Origin of the sequence: Nonomuraea sp. NPDC051191 (genome assembly GCF_044455665.1) — a bacterium.
GTDB lineage: Bacteria > Actinomycetota > Actinomycetes > Streptosporangiales > Streptosporangiaceae > Nonomuraea.
This window is the reverse complement of sequence record NZ_JBITEZ010000012.1, coordinates 212129-232233: the sequence shown is the minus strand read 5'-3', so window position 1 is coordinate 232233 and position 20105 is coordinate 212129. Positions and strand designations below refer to the sequence as shown.

Genomic DNA, 20105 nt, shown 5'->3' with positions numbered 1-20105 from the left:
GACCTAATCTGGGATTCAGTCAGGACACAAGAGCGCAGAACGGGCCAAAACCCGCCAGGTGGCGGTAACCCGCCGCCTCTTCGCCGGGAGAAGGGGGAGCCGTCGATGCTCGAAGCGATCGGCCTCTCACCGGCCGAGAGCCGTCTGTACGCGACGCTCGTCGAGAACCCGCGATCGTCCGCCGACGAGCTCGCCACCCAGTGCGGGATCTCGCCGCTGCTCGCGGGCCGCACGCTGGCGGCCTTCGCGCGGCGCGGCCTCGCCAGCAGGCTGCCGGGCCGCCGCGCCCGTTATGTCGCCGTCGCTCCCGACATCGCCATCAGGCCGCTGCTCGCCCGTCACGAGGAGGAGCTTCACCAGGTACGTACGGCCATCAGTGAGCTGACCAGCTCGTTCAACCTGGCCTCCCGCTACGCGACGCATCCGGCCGAGCAGGTGGAGGTCATCACGGGGACCGACAACATCGTCAACAGGGCGTACGCGCTGCAGGACAGCGCCCAGGTCATGTTCCGCAACATCGACAAGCCCCCGTACGCCATGCGCGGTCACGGCGACAACGTCGCGCGCGAGCGGCACATGCTCAAGTCGGGCATCGACTACCGCACCGTGTACGACCGGGAGGCCCTGGAGGTCCCCGGCAAGTTACGCCTCATCCAGGAGTCCATCGCCCACGGGGAGAAGGCCCGCGTGGTGGCCGAGGCGGCGGCCAAGATCTGGATCGCCGACGACGCGCTCGCGCTGATCCCCATCCGCAACAGGTCCAACTCCATCGACGCGGCGTTCATCCTGCACCAGTCGGCCCTGCTCGACGCGCTGATCGCGTTGTTCGAACGGGAGTGGCAGCGGGCGTTGCCCTTACGCGCCGCCCCCCGACCCGCCGCGCACACCGATGAGCTCGACGAGCTGACCAGGGAACTGCTCGGGCTGCTCGCGGGCGGCCTGACGGACGAGGCCATCGCGCGGGCACTGGGGCTCGGGCTGCGTACCGTACAGCGCCGCATCCACGCCGTCATGCGCGACCTGAACGCCGTGACCCGCTTCCAGGCCGGCCTGGAGGCCCGGGAGCGTGGCTGGATCTAGCTGTCGACCGGGTCGGCGCGTGGGCTCTGGCCCGGCGTTCGTCCATGGCGCGGTAGGCCTCGGCGGCCTGGTCGAGGGGGAGGACGACGTCGTGGGAGACGCCGACGAAGCCCACGTGTCCACCGGGCCGCGTGGAACCGATGGCCTGCGTCATCGACTCCTGGGTGCCGACGGCTTCGACGACGCTGTGCGCGCCGAGCCCGCCGGTGAGCCCCTTGATCCGGGCCACGCCCTCGTCGCCGCGTTCGGTGACGAGGGCGGTGGCGCCGAACCGCAGGGCCAGGTTCTGGCGCGGCTCGTGGCGGCTCATCGCTATGACACGTTCCGTGCCGAGCTGCCTGGCGGCCGGCACCGCGCACGGGCCAACGGCCCCGTCGCCGACGACCGCGACGGTCCTGCCAGGTCCGGCCTCTGCGGCGACGGCGTACTCGGCCTGGGTGCCGATCGCGCCCATGAGGACGCGGTGGACGCAGGCGCTCTGGTAGCCCGAGCGGCAGATCTCGCAGGTGTTGTCGGAGGCGCAGAACGAGCCGACCACGAACTGGCCCGGCTTGATCGTGGTGACCTCGCTGCCGACCTCCTCGACGACGCCGACGTATTCGCGGCCCATCGGAGCCGGCCCGTCGAGCTTCCGGATCCCGCGGTAGGGCCACAGGTCCGAGCCGCACACGCACGCCGCGGTCACGCGGATGATCGCGTCGGTGGGTTGGACGATCGCCGGGTCCGTCCGCTCGTCGACACGGACGTCACCGGGGGCATGCAGGACTACGCCACGTATATGAATTTCCTTCGAAAGTCGTTGAAACCGGGCCAGGAGCGCGTCGAGCACCGGGCGGTCCCACTGCTCCTGTTTCCGGACCTGGGCCCGACCGGCTCCGTCCTCGGAGAAGCCAGGGCATCCGCAGGGCCTTCCGTTGCCACGGCCCCTGCCCGAGTGCTTTCCAGCCAACCGTCTCGTTCGCACGGGCAGGAGGTCCCGTTCATCGGGGGGACAGCCTCGCCACCAGGATCGCCCCGCAGCAGGCCAGGTTCGTCCCGGCGTGCGCCGTACGGACCGGCCTGACCGAAGGGACGGAACGGGGATGGCCGGCGGCCGTCCCCGGCCCTTTGCTAGATCGCGGCCCGGTCCAGAAGGGCGGCCACCTCATCGGCCCTGAACACGAACCCCTCATGTGACGCGTCCAGGGTGTGCACGTCGTACGGGTTACCGGGTGTCAGGGCGTCCGCTTCGGCGATCAGCCTGTCCTGCATGGCCACCGGCAGTGAGCGGTCGCCGGCCAGGCGGATGTAGGTGCGGGCGATGGTGCCCCAGGTGCCGTCATCACCGCGATGGACTCGTCCGGCTGCAGGATGTTGAGGAAGGCACGGAACTGCTCGTCGCTGACGTCCGCCATGGTGGCGGCCTTGAGCGCGTTGAGCAGTTCCGGGTCCGCGGTGCGGTAGTTGGCCCGGCCGACGCCGAGCCGGGCGGGGTCGCCGACGTTGAACGCGGCCAGTGGGGCCATCAGGTTGCCGGCGAACTCGGGCTCCTGCATGTACTCGATCGGGTCGGCGCGCCGCACGCACGACCAGGCGGAGATGTAGACGAGCCGATCCACCAGGTCGGGGATGACGTTGCCCACACCGCTGATGGTCAGGCCGCCGAGGCTGGCCGCCACCAGCACCACGGGCCCGTGCTCCGCCACGCGCCGGACCACGTCGACGACCGCGTCCACGTTGTCCCGCAGGGTGACGTCGGCCAGCGTGGACGGCTCGGTCGCCCACGCGTCGAGGTCATGGTGGGCCTGGTAGGCGAGCGTTTGCCGGGAACGGCGTGCGGCTGCCGGGTGAGAACGCGACAGGACAAGCCGTGGGACAAGGCCGGCGGTCGGCTGCGGGCGGAACCCATGTGGTGCGCGGCTTGTGCCACCGCACCTGTCCGCGGGGTCGCCTCAGATCGCGCCGGTCGTCGAACGACCGGCGGGCAGACCGCTTCAGCTACGGCGAAGACGGATGAACTTCTCGATCACGCCTGAGAGCGTATCAACGGTCGGCGCCGCGCATGCGTCTGGGACGAGCTGACGCCGCTGTTTCGGCAGCACGTCCAGCCCTACGGCGAGGTACGGCTGGACGCGTTCGGAGCTCATGGCACGCGCCGTTCGCCGTGCCCGAACCAGGTTGGGCCGTTGAAAGTGCGTTGCAGGCGGTCTGCTTCTCAATGGTGGTCAAGTCCCCATACAAAAGGAGGATCCGATGAACCGCAGCTTGCGTACCCTGTTCGGCCTGACCGCCACCGCCGCGGCCATCGCCCTGGCCGTCCCGGCCATGAGCGTCGCCGCGAACGCGTCGCCGCCCACGCCTTCCGACATCAACAACCCCAGCCACGCCCACGATCTCGCCCGGGCGCGCTCGTTCCTGTTCACCTACACCTTCAACGACCACCTCAAGGTCGCCGGCGGCAACTTCACCGTCGACCGCCGCGTCTTCGTGACCGTCAAGTTCAACAACGGCGTCACGAAGTTCTCCAGGTGGGTGATCGCCCGCACCCACCCGGTCACGCCCGGCGGCGCCGTCTACGTGGAGACGACCATCGCCGCCCCCTGCGCCGGAGGCAAGAACGGCTACGCGCAGGCCTACGACGAGGCCACCCGTACCTGGTCGCCACGACTGCCGGTGACGATCTGCCAGCGCATCGACTGACGGCCGACGAACAGCAGGTGGAACATCTTCGTCCCCCCGGTGGATGAGCCCCAGGTATCCGACCACCTTTCCGCCGCCCCGGGCGCGCTCCTTCCCGAATGCATCACCCGCCGGGCGAGCGCCCCTCAAGGGTTGGTGGGGAGGGTGATCCAGTCCAGCGCCCAGCGGTTGAGGTCGAGCAGCACGGCGCCGAGCGCGGCGCCCTTCTCGGTCAGTCGGTAGTCGACCCGTACCGGAGTGGTGGCCTGCACGACCCGCTCGACGAGCCCGTCGGCCTCCAGATCCTTCAGGCGCTGCGACAGCAGCTTGTCGGTCATGCCGGGAACGGCCGCCGCGATGTCGCTGAACCGCGTGGCCCCGCCGAGCAGCGCGCGCAGCACCGTCGCGGCCCAGCGGCGACTCAGGGTGTCCATCGCCGCGGCGTAGTACGGGCAGTACGGCCGGATGTCGTCAGGATCCAGCTGGCGATGTGACATGACTCACCTTCCAGGATTACTATCTTTTAGATAGCTTCTTGCCTATTGATAGTAGCTTGGCGGCAAGGAGCAAGCATGCCCAAGGTGAGCACAACCGCGGAGCCATCGTATGAAGTGTGGGTATCAGGACAGATCCCCACGAGCGGCACGCTTCCGACCGGCGCGCCACAGCAGTGGTCGCCGCTCTCGACGACGCTCATCCACGGCGCGAGCGACGCGATCCTGGTCGACCCGCCCTTCACCGTCGAGCAGACCCGGCAGGTCGGCGACCGGGTCGAACGCTCCGGCAAGAATCTGACCCACGTCTACATCACCCATGGTCATGGTGATCACTGGTTCGGCGCGTCGCTGCTGGCCGAGCGTTTTCCGGGAGCGGTGGTCGTCGCCACCGAGGGCACGATCCGGCTGATGCACGCCTCGATCAGCGGGCGGCGCCGGTCGTTCTGGGACACGTTGTTCCCCGGGCAGCTTCCCGACCTGCGGGTGACCGCCCAGCCGGTGCCGGCCGGGGGACTCGTGCTCGAAGGGCACGAGCTGCGTCCGATCGAGGTCGGCCACAGTGACGGCGACGACTCCACCGTGCTGCACGTACCGGTGCTCGGCCTGGTCGTCGCCGGTGACGTCGCGTACAACAACGTGCACCAGTACCTCGCCGACGGCGGGTTCGACGGCGGCATCGACGCCTGGCTCCACGCCATCGAGACGGTCCGCGCCCTGCGGCCCGCAGCGGTGGTGGCCGGGCACAAGGATCCGGATCGCCCGGACGATCCACGCATCCTCGACGAGACCGCCGAATACCTGCGTACCGCTCTTGAGGTGGTCGCCGCCAAGCCCACCCCCCGGGCGTTCTTCGACGAGATGACCCAGCGCTACCCGGACCGCCTCAACCCGGGCACCGTCTGGCTCAACGCGCAGCGGCTGGCATGATGCGCGCCGTACGGGTCCACGAGTTCGGCGGCCTGGAGAACCTGCGGATCGACCAGGTGCCGCGACCGACGCCGGACGACGCCGAGGTGCTGATCCAGATCACCCGTGCCGGGGTGAGCCCACTCGACGACAAGGTCCGCAACGGTGTGCTGCCCCCGTCGATGCGCAAACCGCTGCCGCTGGTCCCCGGCGCCAGCGCCGTGGGCCGGGTGACCGACCCCGGCGCCTCCGGACCCGCGCCCGGGACGCGCGTCCTGCTGTGCGGCTGGGGCTACGGGACGAAACTCGACGGCACGTGGCGGGAAGAGGCGGCCGTGCCGTCCAGCCACCTCGTTCCCATCCCGGAGCAGGTCGGCGATGACGAGGCCGCGGCCCTGGCGGCCGGTGCGGGATATCTGACCGCCTGGTTGGCGCTCACTGAAGTCGCCCGCGTCCAGCCGGGGCAGGTCGTGCTGGCGCCCGGCATCTACGGCGCGGTGGCCTCGGCCGCGGCGCAGGTGGCCCCGCTCCTCGGCGCCTCCAGGGTCATCTCCACCTCCCGCGGCGCCGACCGTCTCGCGGCGCTCCCGCAGACCGACAGCCTCGACGTCATCGACCTCGAAACCGAAACACTGGCCTCCGGCGTCGCCCGGCTGACCGACGGCGCCGGCGTGGACGCCGTCCTCGACGGTCTCGGCGGCGATCTCATCGGTCAGGCGCTCGGTGCGTTGCGTCAGGGCGGGGTCGTGGTCAGCATCGGATACACGGCCGGCACCAAAGCGGCCATCGACGTCACCGACCTGATCTGGAAGACCGCCCGACTCGAAGGATTCCTGTTCACCGCGTTCGCCCAGCAGGAACTCGCCGACGCCTACGGCACCCTGCTCGGGCATCTGGCCGCAGGCGCCCTGCGACCGGCGATCGACCGGATCTATCCGCTGGAGCAGGCCGCCGAGGCACAGCGCCGGGTCGTCGAGGACCGCCCGATCGGCAGAGTCTTCCTCGACCCCCAGGCGTAGAAGGGCCTTCGAGGAGGCTGAGTGCCGGAATCAGCGGTAGCGACCTGGGGCTTCTTCGCCTGTCCGCGAGCCGTGACGTGACGGCCGTGACCTCCCACAGCTCCGGCCGGCCGGGTACGACCGGACGGCGCCAGGACCTCGGTGACCTTGGCGATGGCTTCACGTAGCGCCCGGTGGTGCGGGGGTTTTACCCGTGATGAGCTGCAGCGGGATCCTCGACCCCGGGACGGCCCAGGTGGCGATCCGGTCCCGGTTGGTCGGTTCCGGGTCGCGCGGCCTCGGCAGTCCGGTCCGGCGGCCTCCGTGGCGTCGGACCGGACTGGTTCCGCTGGATTATTGGCGGATTCGGACTATGCGGCGCAGTTTTCCTTTCTCCACTGGATCCGGGTGACGGTCACGGGGGAGTCGACCGTCTCGTGTCCCGCCCCGACGTCACCGTCCTCGGCGGGGTGAATGCACTTCGCGTAGGCGGTGCCGCTTGAGTAGACGTATGAGACAAGGACGTGGTCATAGGGGGCGACCACGCCGTTGTTGAAGAAGGATCGGACATTCTTGTACTGGCTGTTGGCCGGGCTGACCGGCCCCCAGTCTTCGTCCGAGCCGATGATGATCCGCCTCCCATCTTCCGTATACATGCAGAAGGATCCCCGTGGGCAGTCGTAGATGCCGTCGGGAAGGGGTGCCGCGCTCGCCGGCGACGCGAACGCCAACCCGGCCAGAGAGAGGGCGGCGACGGCTGCCGGGATGAGCCTTTTCAGCATGAGTTCTCCTCGTTCGTTGCCTGAGCAAGCCCAGGTTGGGAAAGGGACGGCCCGCCGAGCGGGTAGCGGCAGGCAGGGGCTGGTCTTGGCGGCTGGTGGAGTGTCTGCTGGGTCCCTGGTGGCCGCGCTGGTCGAGTTCGAGCGCCTGAACGCTGAGCTCGGCGGGTGCACACCGCCATACCGCCAGCGCCCTATCGGACAGCCCAGTCGGCGACCCAGGCCCGGTTGGGGCGGTCCCGGGTCGCGCGGCCACGGCAGTCCGGTCCGGCGGCCTCCGTGGCGTCGGACCGGACCGGTTCCGCTGGATTATCGGCGGATTCGGACTATGCGGCGCAGTTTTCCTTTCTCCACTGGATCCGGGTGACGGTCACGGGGGAGTCGACCGTTTCGTGTCCCGCCCCGAGGTCACCGTCCTCCGCGCGGTGAATGCACTTCGAGAAGGCGGCACCGTTCGAGTAGACGTATGAGACAAGGACGTGGTCATAGGTGGCGACCACGCCGTTGTTGAAGAAGGATCGGACGCCCTTGTACGGGCTGCTGGCCACGCTGACCGGCCCATAATCTTCGCCCCGGCCGATGCTGATCTTCGTTCCCGCGGAGATGACCTCTGTCGAGTACACGCAGAAGTCTCCGGCCGCGCAGCCGTACTGGGTGGAAGAGGAAAGGCTGTCAGCGCTCGCAGGTGACGCGAACGCCAGCCCTGCCAGGGAGGCGGCGGCGACGGCGGCCGGGATGAGCCTTCTCAGCATGAGTTCTCCTCGCTTGTTGCCTGGGTCGGCCCAGGTCGTGAAACGTCAGCCCGCCGAGCGGATAACGGCAGGCAGGGGCCAGTCTTGGTGGCTGCTGAATTGTCTGGAAGCCCGATTCGCCGCCTGGACAAAACTCGATCAACTCCACCTGGCTGGGTACGTTGTGCTGGTTTGCCCGTATTCGGGGATATGGGGGATCGTGTGAACGACCGGTCGATCCGGCGGACGGCCCGGTAGCCGCCTTCGCCGTGGCACTGCGCAAGCTCCGGCATGAGGCAGGCGGCCCGTCCTATCGCGCGATGGCCGCGAGGGTGCCGTGTTCGGCCGCCACTCTGGCGCAGGCCGCCGCTGGGGATCGGTTGCCGACCCTGCCGGTCACCCTGGCCTACGTTCAGGCGTGCGGCGGGGACATCGAGCAGTGGCGAACCCGATGGGAGGAGATCCTCGCGGCCCTCCGTGAGGCCACCCCCGCAGGTAACGACGTGGCGCGGGCGCCGTATCGGGGACTGGCCAGGTTCGAGACCGCCGATCAGGCGTACTTCTTCGGCCGGACCGGCTTGGTCGAGCGGGTGGCCGAACTGGTGGACGCGCATCGTCTGGTCGTGGTGGTGGGCCCGTCAGGCGGCGGCAAGTCCTCGCTGCTGCGTGCGGGGCTGGTGCCGAGGCTGCGGCCGCGCGTGGTGCGGGTGGTGACGCCGGGCGCCCATCCGCGGGCGGCGCTGCCGGAGGCAGGCGCGGGCGAGGTGGTCGTGGTCGACCAGTTCGAGGAGACGTTCACACTGTGCCAGGACCCGGGCGAACAACGGGCGTTCATCGACGCCCTGGTCAATGATCAGGGCGGCCGGGTGGTGCTGGCCGTCCGCGCGGATCACGCGGTCGTCCTCAATGCGGTGACCAGGACCTATGGACAGGTGACGCCACGAAAGAGCAGGTCACATGCAGACGACTTCGAAAACTGACACCTGGTCTTCCGGCGTCAGCGGGGGCGCCGGTGAAAGCGGGTGTGGACGCGGAGGAGGCCGGGGACGATGGCGTACACCACGGCGGGGACCACGATGCCGGTGAGGACGAGGGTGCGCAGCGGAAGCGGCAGCGGTGCGAGGACGGGCCCCATCACCACCTGGACCAGCATGATCATCGAATAGACCGACAGCCAGGTGATCGCGGCGCGACGGTGAACGGAGGGAGCGGGAGTCATGATCAAGCCCTTCGAAGTGTATTTCCAACTCACTGGTTGGATACTGGCATGACAGACTCCAACTGTCCAGTTGGATTTTCGGCTATGCTTCGGCCATGGCCTGGAACACGGAGAGGACGCGGCAGCTCCTGCTGGACGCGGCGGTGCGGGAGTTCGCCGACCACGGCCCGGAGGCGGCCCGGCTGGATCGGGTGGCCGCCGCCGCAGGCGTCAACAAGGAGCGCATCTACCAGTACTTCGGCAACAAGGAGCAACTGTTCGCCGCCGTGCTGACCTGGGCGCTGAAACAGCTCGCCGAGGCCGTGCCGCTGGACGACGCCCTGGCCGGCGACCTGCCGGAGTACGCCGGCCGCGTGTACGACTACCACCGTGAGCATCCGCAGTTCATCCGTCTGCTGCACTGGGAGGGGCTGCACCGCGCCGCCGGCCCCATCGCGGCGGGGGAGCAGCGCGGCGCCCACTACGCCTCCAAGCTGGCAGCGCTCGCCGCCGCCCAGAAGGCGGGTGCCCTGAACGCGGACTTCGCGCCCAGCGAACTGCTCCACGCTGTGATCGCCCTGGCCGGATGGTGGTACGCCACGCCGCAGCTCGTTCACATGATCATGGGACAGGACGGTGCGGACAACGCTCGCGACACCCTCGTCCGCCTGGTCGCCAAGATCATCGCATGACGCCACCCCACAGCCCGCCCCAAACGCGGGGGAACGCCACGCCGGGGGGCCGGCCCGTCAAGCGACGGGTCGTGGTGACCCGGTCCGGGAACCGCTGAGCAACAGGCCGCCGGCGAGGACGACCGCCGCGGCGGTGGCGCCGTGCACGCCGAAGGCGGTTGCGGGGTCTCCACCGGAGAGCAGCACGATGAACATGTCGCCGATCGGGGTGAGCGCCGCAGCCAGCATCACCCACCCCAGGACCCGGCGGTTGCCAGTCATCAGGACCGCGAGAATCACCAGGCCGGACGCCAGATCCCGGACTCCCTTGACGGCAAGGAATCCCGCACCCTCGCCATGCGGCCAGCTCGGCAGGCCGAAGTTGGGCGCCATGGATTGAGGGGCCAGCAGATAGCTCACCCCGACATAGCCGATGAACAGGGCGCCGACGAAAGCGAGAACAACACCGACAGTGGTACGAGATGGCACCTTTGCGGACATCAGAACATCTCCTTCAAAGCTGATGGGGTCAGGACGCCTGGCGGTCGCGGGTCCAGGCGGGGCTGTCGAGGAAGTGGTTGTCGTAAAGGTCCTGGGAGGCCAGCAGTTCCTCGAGCGTGGCCTCGCCTTTGCGTAGGCGGTCGAGCAGGCGGAAGTACTCGAAGCGCTGAATGCCAGGGGCGACGATGATGAGAAGGTCGGCTGTGCAGCCGGGGGCCGCGGCGAAGGCATGGGGCGTCAACGGGGGCACGGACGCCACGTCGCCCGCCTCCAAGGTCACGATCTCCTCGCCTGCCAGGACGCGCGCCCTGCCGTCCAGGATGTAGAAGAGTTCGGTCGAGGTGGCGTGGTGGTGGGGCACGGCGCCGTCGGCGCCGTCAGCGAGCGTCATCCTGATGGTGCTCAGCGCGCCGCCGGTGTCGCTGGAGTCGAGCAGCAGTCGTCCGGTGGCGGTGGGCGAGATGATGGTCTCGGCGTCGATCTCGTGGACGACTGCCGTTTCTACGATCATTGACATGTCAGGCTCACTTCGAGGGCAGGGGACACGAGTCGTTTCTGCGCAGGCTCGCGGGCCGCGAGGTGTCACCAGGTGGGCAGGTCGATGGCGGTGGCGGCGCGGTGGATGGGCTCGACGACCTTGGCCATGATCCGGTCCTTGCCGGGCAGCAGGCCGACCAGGCGCAGCATCAGCATCGACAGGCGCACCTGGGAACGGCTCGACAGGACCATCCGTTTGATGTTGGCGGTGCCCAGGGCCTGGTTGGCCTCGACGAAGGAGCGCATCCGCGCCTCGTACGCGGGGAAGGCGATGGTGTGGTCGCCGCCGGCCCGTTTGAGCTCGGCCGCCAGCACGTACGCGCCGACCAGCGCGAGGCTGGTGCCTTGGCCGGAGGCGGGCGAGGCGCAGTAGGCCGCGTCGCCGACCAGCGCGACCGGGCCGGCGTGCCAGGTGTCCATGCGCACCTGGCTCATGGAGTCGAAGTAGAAGTCGGGCGCGCCGGTCATGGCCTCCAGCAGGCGCGGCACCTCCCAGCCTGATCCGCGGTAGGCGTCGGCCAGGGCCTGCTGCTGCTCGGCGCGGTCGCCTGCCCTGCCGGCGGTGGCCCACAGGAACATGGCCTTCGCGCCGGTGTCCTGGCGGGTGCTGTAGAGCAGCGCCGTGCGGCCGGGGCCGACGTAGGTGAGTTCCTCGCGGTCGAGCCCGAGGTGGTTGGGCACGCTGAAGATCGAGACGTTGTAGCCCATGTCGTGGACGAAGCGCTCCTCGGGCCCGAAGGCCAGGGCGCGGGTGTTGGAGTGCAGTCCGTCGGCGCCGATGACGAGGTCGAAGTCGCGGACGAGCCCGCCGGCGAAGGTGACCCGGGTGCCGTCGATGGCGGCGATGGAGTCGCCGAAGACGTACTCGACGCCGTCAGTCGCCTCGTGGAGGAGCCGGACGAGGTCGCCGCGGTGCAGTTCGGCGTCCTGGTGGACGCGGCCGCCGAAGCTGTCGCCGTCCATGCTGGCCACCTTGCGGCCCTCGCCGTCGACGACCGAGCCGGTGCGGACGTCGGTGCGGAGGGCACGGATCTCCTCCAGCAGGCCCATCTTCTCGACGACGTCGAGGGCGGCGCCCCGGATGTCGACCTTGTAGCCGCCTTCGCGGACATCGGTGGCGCGCTCGACGACAGTCGGGGTGAAGCCGTGCTCGCGAAGCCAGTAGGCCAGGGTCGTGCCCGCCATGCTGGCGCCGGAGATCAGGATATTCTTCATGTCCCGAATAGTACGCACGTGTTAGACAGATGTGCAACACGGATGTGTAAGATGGCGTCATGGGAAATCGAGAGGATCTTCTGAACGGCGCCAAGCTCTGCCTCTACGAGAAGGGCTACTTCCACACGACCGCACGTGACATCGCCACCGCGGCCGGGGTCAGCCTGGCGGCGATCGGCTACCACTACGGCACGAAGGACGCGCTGCTCAACGAGGCGGTGGTGGAGGCGATGCAGGAATGGGCCGACGACCTCGGCCGGGCCCTGGCCGAGCCGGGAGACTTCGAGACGACCTGGGCCAAGGTCATCGAGTCCTTCACCCGCGCCAGGCCGCTCTGGGTGATCCAGTTCGAGCTGGTCGCGCACATGGCGCGCACCCCCGAGTTGCGCGAGTCGTTCGCGGAGGCGGGACGGCAGGCCAGGCTGGGGCTGGCGGAGCTGTTCGGCTCCGACTCCGAGAAGGTGGGGGCGGTGATCCAGACGCTGGTGGGCGGCCTGGCGGCGCAGTGGCTGGTGGACCCGGACGGCGCGCCGGCTCCGGCGGACCTGCTGGAGGGCTTGCGGGTCCTGATGGGGCGCGCGCAGGTGCCGTCCGAGCGGTGAGGCCGCGCACCGGCGATGGCCCACCAAGACCAGGGTCTACGAGGAATCCCAGGACCCCGGCCCGGCAGCCGGCCCAGGGTGCGCTGATCGTCACTGCTTCGGCTCGTCGTCGGTGGGCGCACGCCGGTCCCCGGGCACGTCAGCCCCTACGGCCCGGTGCGGCTGGGACTAGTGACGTTCGGCGGACGTCCGCGCTCCGGCCTCCTCGACAGCGCGGCCGGCACTCCAGATCATCGTCCGCTGGTGGACCCGCCGGCCGTCGTGCCGGAGGCCGGGCACCAGTGGTGCCGGGCCGTGCTCGGCGAAACCCATGCGCTCGAAGAACCGCACCGCCCGGGTGTTCTCGACCAGGGTCTGCAGGTGGCAGCCGGGAGATCCGGCCTTCCTGAGCCGGTCGAGCCATCGGCTCATCAGCCCGTCGGCGGCGCCGGTCCCTCGCGCCTCGGGTGCCACGTTGATGTGCAGGTGCGCGGGCCACCTGGCGTCGGCGAACTCGCCGACCCCGGGCTGCCTGCGGACCGCGGCCCACGCCAGATCGGCCAGGCTGCGCGCGAAGAAGGCCGCTGGCCTGGGACGGAAGACCAGCCGGTAGGTCCGCATCGCCTGCTCCATGCGCTCGCCCTCGCCGGGGAACCTCGCACTGTCGAGGCATCCCGTCAGGTAGCCCACCAGGGCGCCCCCGGCGACGGCGACGAAGAGCGAGTCCGGCTCCAGCTCCATGTAGGGGTCCAGGTAGACGGCCGCCTCCGAGTCCACGTGCCCCCACAGCGACGCCGTGGGAGCGCCCTCGCCCTCGCCCACGCGCTCGAACAGCTCGCGCAGCTCGGCGCGGTCGCTCGGCGCGAACGTACGGATCTCCATGACGCCTCCCGTTGTATATACGCTCTACTCTGTACGACATACGCAATTACTAGACTATAGGACGTACACAGATTCCGACCGCACGAGAGGATGTTCGATGGCAGAGCTGCCACCCGTCGTGGCGCGGATGTGGGGCCGCGAACCCACCACGCGCAGAGGCCCGAGGCCGCGCCTGGACCTGGCCACGATCACGACGGCCGCCATCGAGATCGCCGACACCGAGGGGCTGGCCGCCGTCTCCATGAGCAACGTCGCCGCCCAGGTGGGCGTCGCTCCGATGGCGCTCTACCGGTACGTCGGCAACAAGGACGAACTGCTGACCGTCATGGCGGACAGCGCCGTGCCCCCACCGCCCGAACGCGGGAACCTGTCCTGGCGCGACTACCTCGCCACGTGGACCCGGCTCACCCGCGACCTCCTGCTGTCCCGGCCCTGGCTGCTGGACCTGCGCCAGAGCACCCCGCCCATGGGCCCACGGCGACTGCTCTGGCTCGACCGGGCCCTGGATGCGCTGTCCGACACCGGGCTGGGCGACGCCCAGAAGTTCAACGCCGCCACGGTGCTGAGCGGCTACGCTCTCACCGACGCCACCCTCACGCACTCGCTCGGCTCCGGCGGCACGGAGCTCGCGGCCAGGGCCAAGGGGGCCGCCGAGTACGGCGAGACACTCACCGAGGTCCTGGACCCCGCGACGTACCCGGCACTGTCGGCCATGATGCGTTCCGGCCTGCTCAGGGACTCCACCGGCTGGACGGAGGACGCCGACTTCCGGTTCGGACTCAACCTCCTGCTGGACGGCATAGAGGCCCTGATCGCCCGCCCAGCCCGTTAACCGGCCTTGGCCCCCCTCCGGGGCCGCCTTGGCGCATGTGCGGGACGAGGACGATCTGCTCAGGTGAGGAGGCCCACGAGCTGGGCCATCTCGGCGGGTGGGTCGATCACCGGCTGGATGAGCAGTTCGTCGATGCCGGCCCGTTCCAGGGTGGCGATGCGGGCGCGGAGGTCGTCGCGGGTGCCGACCAGGGCCAGGGTGTTCATCAGCGAGGGCAGGATCAGGTCCCGGTCCTGCGGCGCGATGCGTCCGAGATAGTCGGGGTAGAGCTTGGTGTGCCGATCGGGTGCGGTGGCGGTGGTGCCGCGCCGGTCGAGCAGTCGCCGCACCGCCTCGCGTTCCTGAGGGCCGAGTCGCTCGGCGAAGGCGCCTGTGTCGGCGGCGGGCGTCGTGCAGCGCGTGCCAGGCGGTGGGGTCGAGCAGGCCGAAGGAGATCAGGCCGGTGCCGCGGCGGCCGGCGACGGCGGCGGCCTTCGGCCCGAGCTGCGCGGCCACGACGAACTCGATCGGGTCGGCCGTGTTCACGTGCGCCCCGGCGTGCAGGAACCGGACGTCGCGCACCCGGTCGCCCTCGCGGTACTCGGTGCTCCGTCCGGCGCACAGGTCCTGAAGGGCGGCGGTGAAGTTCTCCATCGTCGCCGCCGTGGTCGGCCGCATGCCCAGCGTGCGGCGGGCGGTGTTGCCGGTGCCGATCCCGCAGATGATCCGGCCCGGGGCCAGGGCGTTGAGGCTGGCGAACCCGCTCGCGGCGGCCGGGGCCGAGCGCAGCGCCGGTGAGGTCACGCCGATGCCCAGCCTGATGCGGCTGGTGGCCTTCGCGCACAGCCCCAGGGCGATGAAGGGGTCGCCGTGGACCATCGGGGTGTCGTTGACCCAGAAACTGTGCAGGCCCAGCTCCTCGGCCCGCACGGCGAGGTCCTCCACGCCGGGGTGTGCCGTGACCACGACGCCCGCCCGCATCAGACCTCCAAGGCGCAGGGGACCGACCTGAACGTACCCAGCCTGACATCAGACGATGGATCGAGCACGTCCAGGCCGGGAAGCCGCGGCCGATCAGGTTCTGCGCGAGATGAACATGATGTACTCGCAGCGGGCGTTCGTGCGGTTGGCGAAGCCGTGGTCGGCGTCGGCCTGGAGGAACAGGGAGTCGCCCGCGTTCAGGGTCTCGACGATCCCGCCGATCGCGACGGTGAGGGTGCCGTCCAGCACCACGAGCTGCTTCTCCGTGCCCGGCGGATACGCGGGCAGCAGCCCGGTGGAGACCTGCGCGGGCAGGTGGTGGATGATCATCTCGGCGCCTCCCGCGCCCGGGGCCGCTGACACCATGTGCCGCTCGAAGCCGGTCTCCGGGTCACGGAAGATCGGGCGATCCTCCTTGCGCATGACGATGGCCACCCCGGACGCGGCGGCCGGCGCGCCGATCAGGTCCGAGAGCGACGCGTCGAGCGCGTGGGCGATCCTGGACGCGACGCCGATCGTCGGGCTCTTCTCACCGCGCTCGACCTTGGACAACATCGCCCGGCTGACCGACGACTGCGCGGACAGCTGCTCCAGCGTCAGGCCCGCCTCTTCGCGGCGTCGCCGCACGTTGCCGCCGAACGCGCCGGCCAGGTCGTCACCGTGCTCTGGTCCGGCCGCGTTGCCGTGTTGCTCGATCACCGTGCTCCTCGATCGATGGGTACGTCGCTGTGCACAGTGTAGGGTTTCTTCTAAAGGAGATAGAGTCTTCTATTGAAGACGGGCGCGCTGTGCGTCCAGCACGACGGAGGTTTCCATGCGTTTGATGTCGAGTGGCCGGCTCTATGCCACGTTCGAATTCGGCGATCTACAGGTGGTCTCGTTGCGGGACGGGTACATCGACATGCCCCCGACACGGCTCCGCGACGAGGACGGGCGCACGCTCGACGAGCTGCCGGCCGCCGTCCCGCTGGCCGGGGACAACCTGCGCCTGGCGGTCAACGCCTTCTTCGTCACCGACGGCACGCGGTCGCTGCTCGTCGACACCGGCGCGTCCGACGTCTGGCACGACCCCACCATGGGGCTGATCTACGACGCGCTCGACGAGGCGGGGATCGACCGCGCGCAGGTCACCGACGTGGCCATCACCCACAACCACGAGGACCACGTGAGCGGCCTGATCACGCCGGAGGGTGCGGAGGCGTTCCCCGGGCTCGAACGCGTGTGGATCGGCGCGGGCGACACCTCGGTGTTCAGGGGGCGGCTGGAGCCGATCCGCGACCGGGTCGTGCCGGTGTCGGAGAAGGTGGCGATCAACGACTGGGCCACCGCGATCCCGACACCGGGCCACACACCCGGTCACACCGTCTACGAGGTCAGGAGCGGCGCCGGCCGCCTTCTCGTCTGGGGCGACACCGTTCATGTGCCCACGCTCCAGTTCGACCGGCCGAAGGTGTCGTGGGAGTTCGACGGCGACCAGTCCCAGGCCCGTGCCGCACGAGCGGGCCTTCTGGAACAGCTGATCCGGCCGCAGCACTTCGTGGCGGGCGCCCACCTCGACTCACCCGGCATCGCCCGCGTGAGCCCGTCCGGCGAGGGTTATGCGCTGGAGTACCTGGCACCACCGATCGGCTGATCGAATCTGGCGCCGCGCCCGCGACGGCGGCCAAGACGGGCAGTGAGTTCGATGTCGCGGTGCCCGTCCTGGGGCCGCTTGATCGCTGGCGGACGTGGCGGTCGTCGGGTTGACTGCACTGGCGACCACTCTGCCCGTGCCCGCCGACCTGGCCCACCTGGTGGCGGGGAAGTGGTGCCGAGAGGGTTGCCGCATCCCGCCGTCGATCTGCTGGTCATGCCTGACGGAGCAGGCCGGCCGGTCCGGAGACACGCGTCCGGCGGGGACCGCTGCCCGGGGGCGGCCCCCTGGTCGGAGTGCGGCTGCGACCGGGGACGGTAACCGGTCTGTTCGGCGTCGCGGCACGCGGTGGGCGCGCCGCCGGCCGCGTTGCTGCCGGATGGCCGTTCCCTCCAAGCCGTGACCGGCCGAGGTCAAGCAGGTGCTCACCGACCACCCGGTGTTCACGCCGACGGCGGCCGACGCCGCGTTCACGAGTCCCGGCGGCCGGGGCCCTGTCGATCGGCTGGGCATGCTGGTCCAGCTCCGCACGCTGCCTGGCCCGTGTCGTGGAACGGCTGGGCGTGCCGCCCTCAGGCTCGTCTCGGTGCTGAAACCTGTCTCGCTCACCTCGGTCGCCGGCACGATCGCGGCCTGGCCGGCGACGGGAGAGATCGTGCCGTCGGTGAGGACCACCACGCCGCGCTCGCGGCCGGCCGGACGCGGTGACGTTCCTCGACGCGCTGACGTCGCCCTGGGTGCCGTCGCCGAACAACACCGTCGCGGCGGTGTTGTCGGCTCTGCGGATGTGGAAGGTGCTGCTCTGCTGCCGGCAGACGGCGAGGTTGTCGTACTCGACGTTCTCGTAACGGCCGGTCACGGGCAGGCCGCCGGCCTTGCCGAACGGGACGTTGACCCCGCTGCGGGAGATCACCGGCGATCCAGCGCCGGCATCGGTGCGGGTCGTCATGCTGACCACCTTGGGCCTGGACGAATACGTCTTCGAGGCGTTGCGGGACGGCGCCAGCGGATTCGTGCTCAAGGACGCCGACCCGGCCGAGCTGTTACAGGCGGTGCGCGTGGTGGCCCGGGGCGAGTCGCTGCTGTCCCCGTCGATCACCCTTAGCGTGATCTCCCAGTTCGCGCGGCGCACCCCCTCGGTGATCACGCATCCAGGCACCAAAGGCCTGACCGAACGCCGCGCCCGCGACAGGGCGACGATAGGGGTGTGCACCTGCATCACCAGGGGAGACGACCAGCATGTCGCCACCGCCACCCCAGCAGTGGATCCACCACACCACCGATGGCGCGGCGGGCGAGCTACACCCCGGTCCTCGACCGCAACCGCGCCGTCATCACCTTCCGGCTCACCTGGTGCCAGACCAAGAAGCACTGGGCCGCGCCGTTGGTCCCGGCCGATGCCGAGTGACGCAAGGAGAGCGCCGACGAGGACCGCGCAGCGGATTCGACTTCGAGGTGCTGGGTCCGCCGGAGCTGGCCCCGGTGCTGCGCGAGGGCCGCGACCGCCTCGACCGGGCCGCGGCCTTGTCTGGTTGACGAGGGTTGTGGCGGCAACGGCGGAGCTGATGGGGTGCCCTCCGCGGTGTGCCTGGGCCAGCCTCTATCCAATATGTTAACCATGGTTCCCGTTTCTTTCAGAGAGGTACGTACGTGGCCGAGTCCGACGAGCTGGAATCCCTCATCTCGCAGGGGCGCAAACACGGGGTGCGCAAGCGGGTCATCCTGCTGCAGGCCGCCCGGCTCTTCGTGGAGCGTGGTTACGCCGACACCGGGATCGACGACATCGGGGCCGCGGTGGGCATCTCCGGCCCCGCGGTCTACCGGCACTTCCCCGGCAAGCAGGCCATCCTCCTCGCCCTGATCGAGTTGTCGCTGGAACGCCTTCAGGAGGGGACGCAAGCCGCGCTGGCCGACCGGGACCGGGACCCGCAGGAGGCGCTGATCGCCCTGGTGGACTGGTTCTCCCGGTCGTCCGTCGAGAACCGGAGTCTGACTCTGATCATGCAGGCCGAGCTGCTGTGGCTGCCGGAGCAGGATCGGCGGCGGCTCAACCGCCAGATGCGGCAGATACGTGAGGAGTGGGTCGGGCTGCTGATCGAGGTACGGCCGGAGCTGTCGGACCTCGCGGCGCGGATCGCCGTCACCTCCGTCATGGGGATGGTGACGGCGGTGCTCGCCGCCCGGCTGAGCGACGACGTCCGGGCGCTGAGTGTGCACCTGCGGGCCCAGATGCTCGCCGTCCTGCATGTGCCGGCTGGGTTGTGACGGCTCTGGATCAAGCAAAAAGTTAATCTGCATATACTTTTTGCCATAGGGGGGCGCTGTGGGAGCGGACTCGGCGCACGGTCCGTGAGCGCTCGTCCTCTTACGGGACGTCGTAGCGCCAGTCGTCGCCACTGGTGCGAGCCAGAACGAGGGGCAGAACATGATGGAACGCATAGTCGAGGCCAACGGGATCCGTTTGTGGTGCGAGACGTTCGGTGATCCCGCCGACCCCGCGCTGCTGCTCGTGATGGGGCTCGGTGCCCGGGGCGCCACCTGGCCCGACGAGCTCTGCCGGCTTCTCCAGGAGGGAGGCCGGTACGTCATCCGCTACGACAACCGGGACACCGGGCTGTCCGGCTGCGTGGATTACGAGGCCAACCCCTACACCATGGTCGACCTCGCCCAGGACGCGGTCGGCCTGCTCGACGGCTTGGGCATCGCCACGGCGGACGTGGTCGGCGCGTCGATGGGCGGCATGATCGCCCAGGAGATCGCGCTCGAACACGCTGACCGGCTGCGCACCCTGACGGTCATCATGTCGAGCGCCGAGCCCCTCGACCCCGCGACCAACACCTTCCGGGGCACGGTACGCGATCCACGGCTGGCCGCCTGGGACGCCGAACAGATCGCCAGTCCGCCCAGCACCCGGGAGGAGCACGTCGAGTCGCATCTCAAGCTGGCGCGCATTCTCGCCGGACGGCTGACGGCGTTCGACGAGGCGGCCACGCGCGCGATCATCGAGCGGGAGATCGAGAACGCCACCGATGCGGGCCACGCCTCGAAGAACCACATCCTCGCGGCCTTCGCCTCCCGCGACCGTTCCGGGCTTGTCGGCTCGATCACCGCTCCGACTCTGGTGATTCACGGCTCGGACGACCCCATGGCGCCCTTCGCTCATGGCCAGGCCCTGGCCGCGGCGATTCCCGGCAGCGAGTTCCTGCCCATCGAGGGAATGGGGCACGGGTTCCCGCCGCCGGTGATTCCTCGGATCTCCGCCGCGATCCTCCGGCACACCGGGCGATAGCCGACAACCGTCGATCGCGGGGAGCGGCCCGCGTACGGCAGGTCGTGCCTCCTCGACGTTCTACGCCCGCACTGCTCGATGCTGCGTTCCGCAGCTCGTGTTCGACGGGGAGACACGCCCGGTTCGCGGGACGGGCGTTAAGGCTTTGGGCGAAGCC

26 protein-coding genes and 1 pseudogene are annotated in these 20105 nt (G+C 69.8%); 13 read left to right on the top strand and 14 right to left on the bottom strand.

Annotation, left to right across the window (positions count from 1 at the left end):
* The first annotated feature begins 105 nt into the window (after window positions 1–105).
* Window positions 106–1080 carry a helix-turn-helix domain-containing protein gene (locus tag ACIA8R_RS33065; RefSeq protein ID WP_357708382.1) on the top strand — a complete coding sequence of 325 codons (975 nt, stop codon included), beginning with the start codon at window positions 106–108 and terminating at the stop codon, window positions 1078–1080.
* Here the strand turns inward: ACIA8R_RS33065 and ACIA8R_RS33060 are convergent.
* The 3 genes from ACIA8R_RS33060 to ACIA8R_RS33050 form a co-directional block, all read right to left on the bottom strand.
* Window positions 1010–1858, bottom strand: a complete 849-nt coding sequence (locus ACIA8R_RS33060; RefSeq protein ID WP_397042027.1) for an alcohol dehydrogenase catalytic domain-containing protein — start codon at window positions 1856–1858, stop codon at window positions 1010–1012. The two genes, ACIA8R_RS33065 and ACIA8R_RS33060, sit on opposite strands and share 71 nt — an antisense overlap.
* Before the next feature lie 332 nt (window positions 1859–2190).
* The gene (locus ACIA8R_RS33055) at window positions 2191–2331 is read right to left on the bottom strand and encodes a hypothetical protein (RefSeq protein ID WP_364091622.1); all 141 of its coding nucleotides are present in this window, start codon (window positions 2329–2331) and stop codon (window positions 2191–2193) included.
* Window positions 2316–2795 carry a hypothetical protein gene (locus ACIA8R_RS33050; RefSeq protein WP_397041885.1) on the bottom strand — a complete coding sequence of 160 codons (480 nt, stop codon included), beginning with the start codon at window positions 2793–2795 and terminating at the stop codon, window positions 2316–2318. Before ACIA8R_RS33050 ends, ACIA8R_RS33055 begins: the two co-directional genes overlap by 16 nt.
* A 517-nt stretch (window positions 2796–3312) precedes the next feature.
* On the opposite strand from ACIA8R_RS33050, the gene ACIA8R_RS33045 reads away from it, so the two are divergent.
* Window positions 3313–3759, top strand: a complete 447-nt coding sequence (locus ACIA8R_RS33045; protein WP_397041884.1) for a hypothetical protein — start codon at window positions 3313–3315, stop codon at window positions 3757–3759.
* Between the two features lie 125 nt (window positions 3760–3884).
* Here the strand turns inward: ACIA8R_RS33045 and ACIA8R_RS33040 are convergent, their stop codons facing one another.
* A complete protein-coding gene (locus tag ACIA8R_RS33040; RefSeq protein ID WP_364091628.1) occupies window positions 3885–4235 on the bottom strand; it encodes a helix-turn-helix domain-containing protein in 351 nt (116 codons plus the stop codon).
* A 114-nt stretch (window positions 4236–4349) separates the two neighbouring features.
* Here ACIA8R_RS33040 and ACIA8R_RS33035 point away from each other — a divergent pair, with 114 nt between their 5' ends.
* Window positions 4350–5162, top strand: coding sequence for an MBL fold metallo-hydrolase (locus ACIA8R_RS33035; RefSeq protein WP_397041883.1), 813 nt, complete (start codon window positions 4350–4352; stop codon window positions 5160–5162).
* The gene (locus ACIA8R_RS33030) at window positions 5159–6160 is read left to right on the top strand and encodes a zinc-binding alcohol dehydrogenase family protein (RefSeq protein WP_397041882.1); all 1002 of its coding nucleotides are present in this window, start codon (window positions 5159–5161) and stop codon (window positions 6158–6160) included. The genes ACIA8R_RS33035 and ACIA8R_RS33030 overlap by 4 nt, the downstream gene beginning before the upstream one ends.
* 350 nt (window positions 6161–6510) lie before the next feature.
* Here the strand turns inward: ACIA8R_RS33030 and ACIA8R_RS33025 are convergent, their stop codons facing one another.
* Both ACIA8R_RS33025 and ACIA8R_RS33020 read right to left on the bottom strand, forming a co-directional pair.
* A complete protein-coding gene (locus tag ACIA8R_RS33025) occupies window positions 6511–6921 on the bottom strand; it encodes a peptidase inhibitor family I36 protein (protein ID WP_364091634.1) in 411 nt (136 codons plus the stop codon).
* 323 nt (window positions 6922–7244) lie between these two features.
* Window positions 7245–7670, bottom strand: coding sequence for a hypothetical protein (locus ACIA8R_RS33020; protein WP_364091636.1), 426 nt, complete (start codon window positions 7668–7670; stop codon window positions 7245–7247).
* A 248-nt stretch (window positions 7671–7918) separates the two neighbouring features.
* Between ACIA8R_RS33020 and ACIA8R_RS33015 the strand changes: the two genes are divergently transcribed.
* On the top strand, window positions 7919–8629 hold the full coding sequence (locus ACIA8R_RS33015) for a hypothetical protein (protein ID WP_397041881.1): 711 nt from the start codon (window positions 7919–7921) through the stop codon (window positions 8627–8629).
* A gap of 17 nt (window positions 8630–8646) precedes the next feature.
* Here ACIA8R_RS33015 and ACIA8R_RS33010 read toward each other — a convergent pair whose 3' ends face one another.
* Window positions 8647–8868: a hypothetical protein gene (locus ACIA8R_RS33010; protein WP_364091640.1), complete on the bottom strand. Its 222-nt coding sequence runs from the start codon at window positions 8866–8868 to the stop codon at window positions 8647–8649.
* Between the two features lie 95 nt (window positions 8869–8963).
* On the opposite strand from ACIA8R_RS33010, the gene ACIA8R_RS33005 reads away from it, so the two are divergent.
* Window positions 8964–9539 carry a TetR family transcriptional regulator gene (locus tag ACIA8R_RS33005; protein ID WP_397041880.1) on the top strand — a complete coding sequence of 192 codons (576 nt, stop codon included), beginning with the start codon at window positions 8964–8966 and terminating at the stop codon, window positions 9537–9539.
* A 57-nt stretch (window positions 9540–9596) separates the two neighbouring features.
* Here the strand turns inward: ACIA8R_RS33005 and ACIA8R_RS33000 are convergent, their stop codons facing one another.
* The 3 genes from ACIA8R_RS33000 to ACIA8R_RS32990 all read right to left on the bottom strand — a co-directional run bounded on the left by ACIA8R_RS33000 (window position 9597) and on the right by ACIA8R_RS32990 (window position 11771).
* Complete coding sequence (locus ACIA8R_RS33000) at window positions 9597–10019, bottom strand: DUF4267 domain-containing protein (protein ID WP_397041879.1); 423 nt, start codon at window positions 10017–10019, stop codon at window positions 9597–9599.
* Between the two features lie 28 nt (window positions 10020–10047).
* Complete coding sequence (locus ACIA8R_RS32995) at window positions 10048–10536, bottom strand: cupin domain-containing protein (protein ID WP_397041878.1); 489 nt, start codon at window positions 10534–10536, stop codon at window positions 10048–10050.
* Window positions 10537–10601: 65 nt separating this feature from the next.
* The gene (locus ACIA8R_RS32990) at window positions 10602–11771 is read right to left on the bottom strand and encodes an FAD-dependent monooxygenase (protein ID WP_397041877.1); all 1170 of its coding nucleotides are present in this window, start codon (window positions 11769–11771) and stop codon (window positions 10602–10604) included.
* A gap of 59 nt (window positions 11772–11830) precedes the next feature.
* Here ACIA8R_RS32990 and ACIA8R_RS32985 point away from each other — a divergent pair, with 59 nt between their 5' ends.
* Complete coding sequence (locus ACIA8R_RS32985; protein WP_397041876.1) at window positions 11831–12373, top strand: TetR/AcrR family transcriptional regulator; 543 nt, start codon at window positions 11831–11833, stop codon at window positions 12371–12373.
* A gap of 168 nt (window positions 12374–12541) precedes the next feature.
* Here the strand turns inward: ACIA8R_RS32985 and ACIA8R_RS32980 are convergent, their stop codons facing one another.
* Window positions 12542–13234 carry a GNAT family N-acetyltransferase gene (locus ACIA8R_RS32980; RefSeq protein ID WP_397041875.1) on the bottom strand — a complete coding sequence of 231 codons (693 nt, stop codon included), beginning with the start codon at window positions 13232–13234 and terminating at the stop codon, window positions 12542–12544.
* Window positions 13235–13331: 97 nt separating this feature from the next.
* Here ACIA8R_RS32980 and ACIA8R_RS32975 point away from each other — a divergent pair, with 97 nt between their 5' ends.
* Window positions 13332–14066, top strand: a complete 735-nt coding sequence (locus ACIA8R_RS32975) for a TetR/AcrR family transcriptional regulator (protein WP_397041874.1) — start codon at window positions 13332–13334, stop codon at window positions 14064–14066.
* Window positions 14067–14125: 59 nt separating this feature from the next.
* Here ACIA8R_RS32975 and ACIA8R_RS32970 read toward each other — a convergent pair whose 3' ends face one another.
* From ACIA8R_RS32970 to ACIA8R_RS32960, 3 genes and pseudogenes are all read right to left on the bottom strand, one after another.
* A complete protein-coding gene (locus ACIA8R_RS32970; RefSeq protein ID WP_397041873.1) occupies window positions 14126–14395 on the bottom strand; it encodes a hypothetical protein in 270 nt (89 codons plus the stop codon).
* 88 nt (window positions 14396–14483) lie between these two features.
* A pseudogene (locus ACIA8R_RS32965) lies at window positions 14484–15026 on the bottom strand (LLM class flavin-dependent oxidoreductase); the annotation flags it as partial.
* Window positions 15027–15119: 93 nt separating this feature from the next.
* Entirely contained in the window at window positions 15120–15725 is a 606-nt protein-coding gene (locus tag ACIA8R_RS32960) for a helix-turn-helix domain-containing protein (protein ID WP_397041872.1), read from the bottom strand.
* A 115-nt stretch (window positions 15726–15840) separates the two neighbouring features.
* On the opposite strand from ACIA8R_RS32960, the gene ACIA8R_RS32955 reads away from it, so the two are divergent.
* From ACIA8R_RS32955 to ACIA8R_RS32935, 5 genes are all read left to right on the top strand, one after another.
* Complete coding sequence (locus ACIA8R_RS32955) at window positions 15841–16659, top strand: MBL fold metallo-hydrolase (protein ID WP_397041871.1); 819 nt, start codon at window positions 15841–15843, stop codon at window positions 16657–16659.
* A 704-nt stretch (window positions 16660–17363) separates the two neighbouring features.
* Window positions 17364–17507 (top strand): hypothetical protein, encoded by a 144-nt coding sequence (locus ACIA8R_RS32950; protein ID WP_397041870.1) that lies wholly within the window; start codon window positions 17364–17366, stop codon window positions 17505–17507.
* A gap of 434 nt (window positions 17508–17941) precedes the next feature.
* The gene (locus ACIA8R_RS32945) at window positions 17942–18067 is read left to right on the top strand and encodes a hypothetical protein (protein ID WP_364091665.1); all 126 of its coding nucleotides are present in this window, start codon (window positions 17942–17944) and stop codon (window positions 18065–18067) included.
* Window positions 18068–18309: 242 nt separating this feature from the next.
* Window positions 18310–18924, top strand: coding sequence for a TetR/AcrR family transcriptional regulator (locus ACIA8R_RS32940; protein ID WP_357708409.1), 615 nt, complete (start codon window positions 18310–18312; stop codon window positions 18922–18924).
* 160 nt (window positions 18925–19084) lie between these two features.
* Window positions 19085–19948 (top strand): alpha/beta fold hydrolase, encoded by an 864-nt coding sequence (locus ACIA8R_RS32935; protein WP_397041869.1) that lies wholly within the window; start codon window positions 19085–19087, stop codon window positions 19946–19948.
* The last annotated feature ends 157 nt before the right edge of the window (window positions 19949–20105 follow it).

Excerpts from the sequence above, each read along its gene's own strand:
- ACIA8R_RS33065 (WP_357708382.1), top strand. The coding sequence starts at position 106 with ATGCTCGAAGCGATCGGCCTCTCACCGGCCGAGAGCCGTCTGTACGCG.
- ACIA8R_RS33055 (WP_364091622.1), bottom strand. The coding sequence starts at position 2,331 with ATGCAGGACAGGCTGATCGCCGAAGCGGACGCCCTGACACCCGGTAAC.
- ACIA8R_RS33045 (WP_397041884.1), top strand. The coding sequence starts at position 3,313 with ATGAACCGCAGCTTGCGTACCCTGTTCGGCCTGACCGCCACCGCCGCG.
- ACIA8R_RS33040 (WP_364091628.1), bottom strand. The coding sequence starts at position 4,235 with ATGTCACATCGCCAGCTGGATCCTGACGACATCCGGCCGTACTGCCCG.
- ACIA8R_RS33030 (WP_397041882.1), top strand. The coding sequence starts at position 5,159 with ATGATGCGCGCCGTACGGGTCCACGAGTTCGGCGGCCTGGAGAACCTG.
- ACIA8R_RS33025 (WP_364091634.1), bottom strand. The coding sequence starts at position 6,921 with ATGCTGAAAAGGCTCATCCCGGCAGCCGTCGCCGCCCTCTCTCTGGCC.
- ACIA8R_RS33020 (WP_364091636.1), bottom strand. The coding sequence starts at position 7,670 with ATGCTGAGAAGGCTCATCCCGGCCGCCGTCGCCGCCGCCTCCCTGGCA.
- ACIA8R_RS33010 (WP_364091640.1), bottom strand. The coding sequence starts at position 8,868 with ATGACTCCCGCTCCCTCCGTTCACCGTCGCGCCGCGATCACCTGGCTG.
- ACIA8R_RS33005 (WP_397041880.1), top strand. The coding sequence starts at position 8,964 with ATGGCCTGGAACACGGAGAGGACGCGGCAGCTCCTGCTGGACGCGGCG.
- ACIA8R_RS33000 (WP_397041879.1), bottom strand. The coding sequence starts at position 10,019 with ATGTCCGCAAAGGTGCCATCTCGTACCACTGTCGGTGTTGTTCTCGCT.
- ACIA8R_RS32995 (WP_397041878.1), bottom strand. The coding sequence starts at position 10,536 with ATGTCAATGATCGTAGAAACGGCAGTCGTCCACGAGATCGACGCCGAG.
- ACIA8R_RS32990 (WP_397041877.1), bottom strand. The coding sequence starts at position 11,771 with ATGAAGAATATCCTGATCTCCGGCGCCAGCATGGCGGGCACGACCCTG.
- ACIA8R_RS32985 (WP_397041876.1), top strand. The coding sequence starts at position 11,831 with ATGGGAAATCGAGAGGATCTTCTGAACGGCGCCAAGCTCTGCCTCTAC.
- ACIA8R_RS32980 (WP_397041875.1), bottom strand. The coding sequence starts at position 13,234 with ATGGAGATCCGTACGTTCGCGCCGAGCGACCGCGCCGAGCTGCGCGAG.
- ACIA8R_RS32975 (WP_397041874.1), top strand. The coding sequence starts at position 13,332 with ATGGCAGAGCTGCCACCCGTCGTGGCGCGGATGTGGGGCCGCGAACCC.
- ACIA8R_RS32955 (WP_397041871.1), top strand. The coding sequence starts at position 15,841 with ATGCGTTTGATGTCGAGTGGCCGGCTCTATGCCACGTTCGAATTCGGC.
- ACIA8R_RS32945 (WP_364091665.1), top strand. The coding sequence starts at position 17,942 with ATGGCGCGGCGGGCGAGCTACACCCCGGTCCTCGACCGCAACCGCGCC.
- ACIA8R_RS32935 (WP_397041869.1), top strand. The coding sequence starts at position 19,085 with ATGATGGAACGCATAGTCGAGGCCAACGGGATCCGTTTGTGGTGCGAG.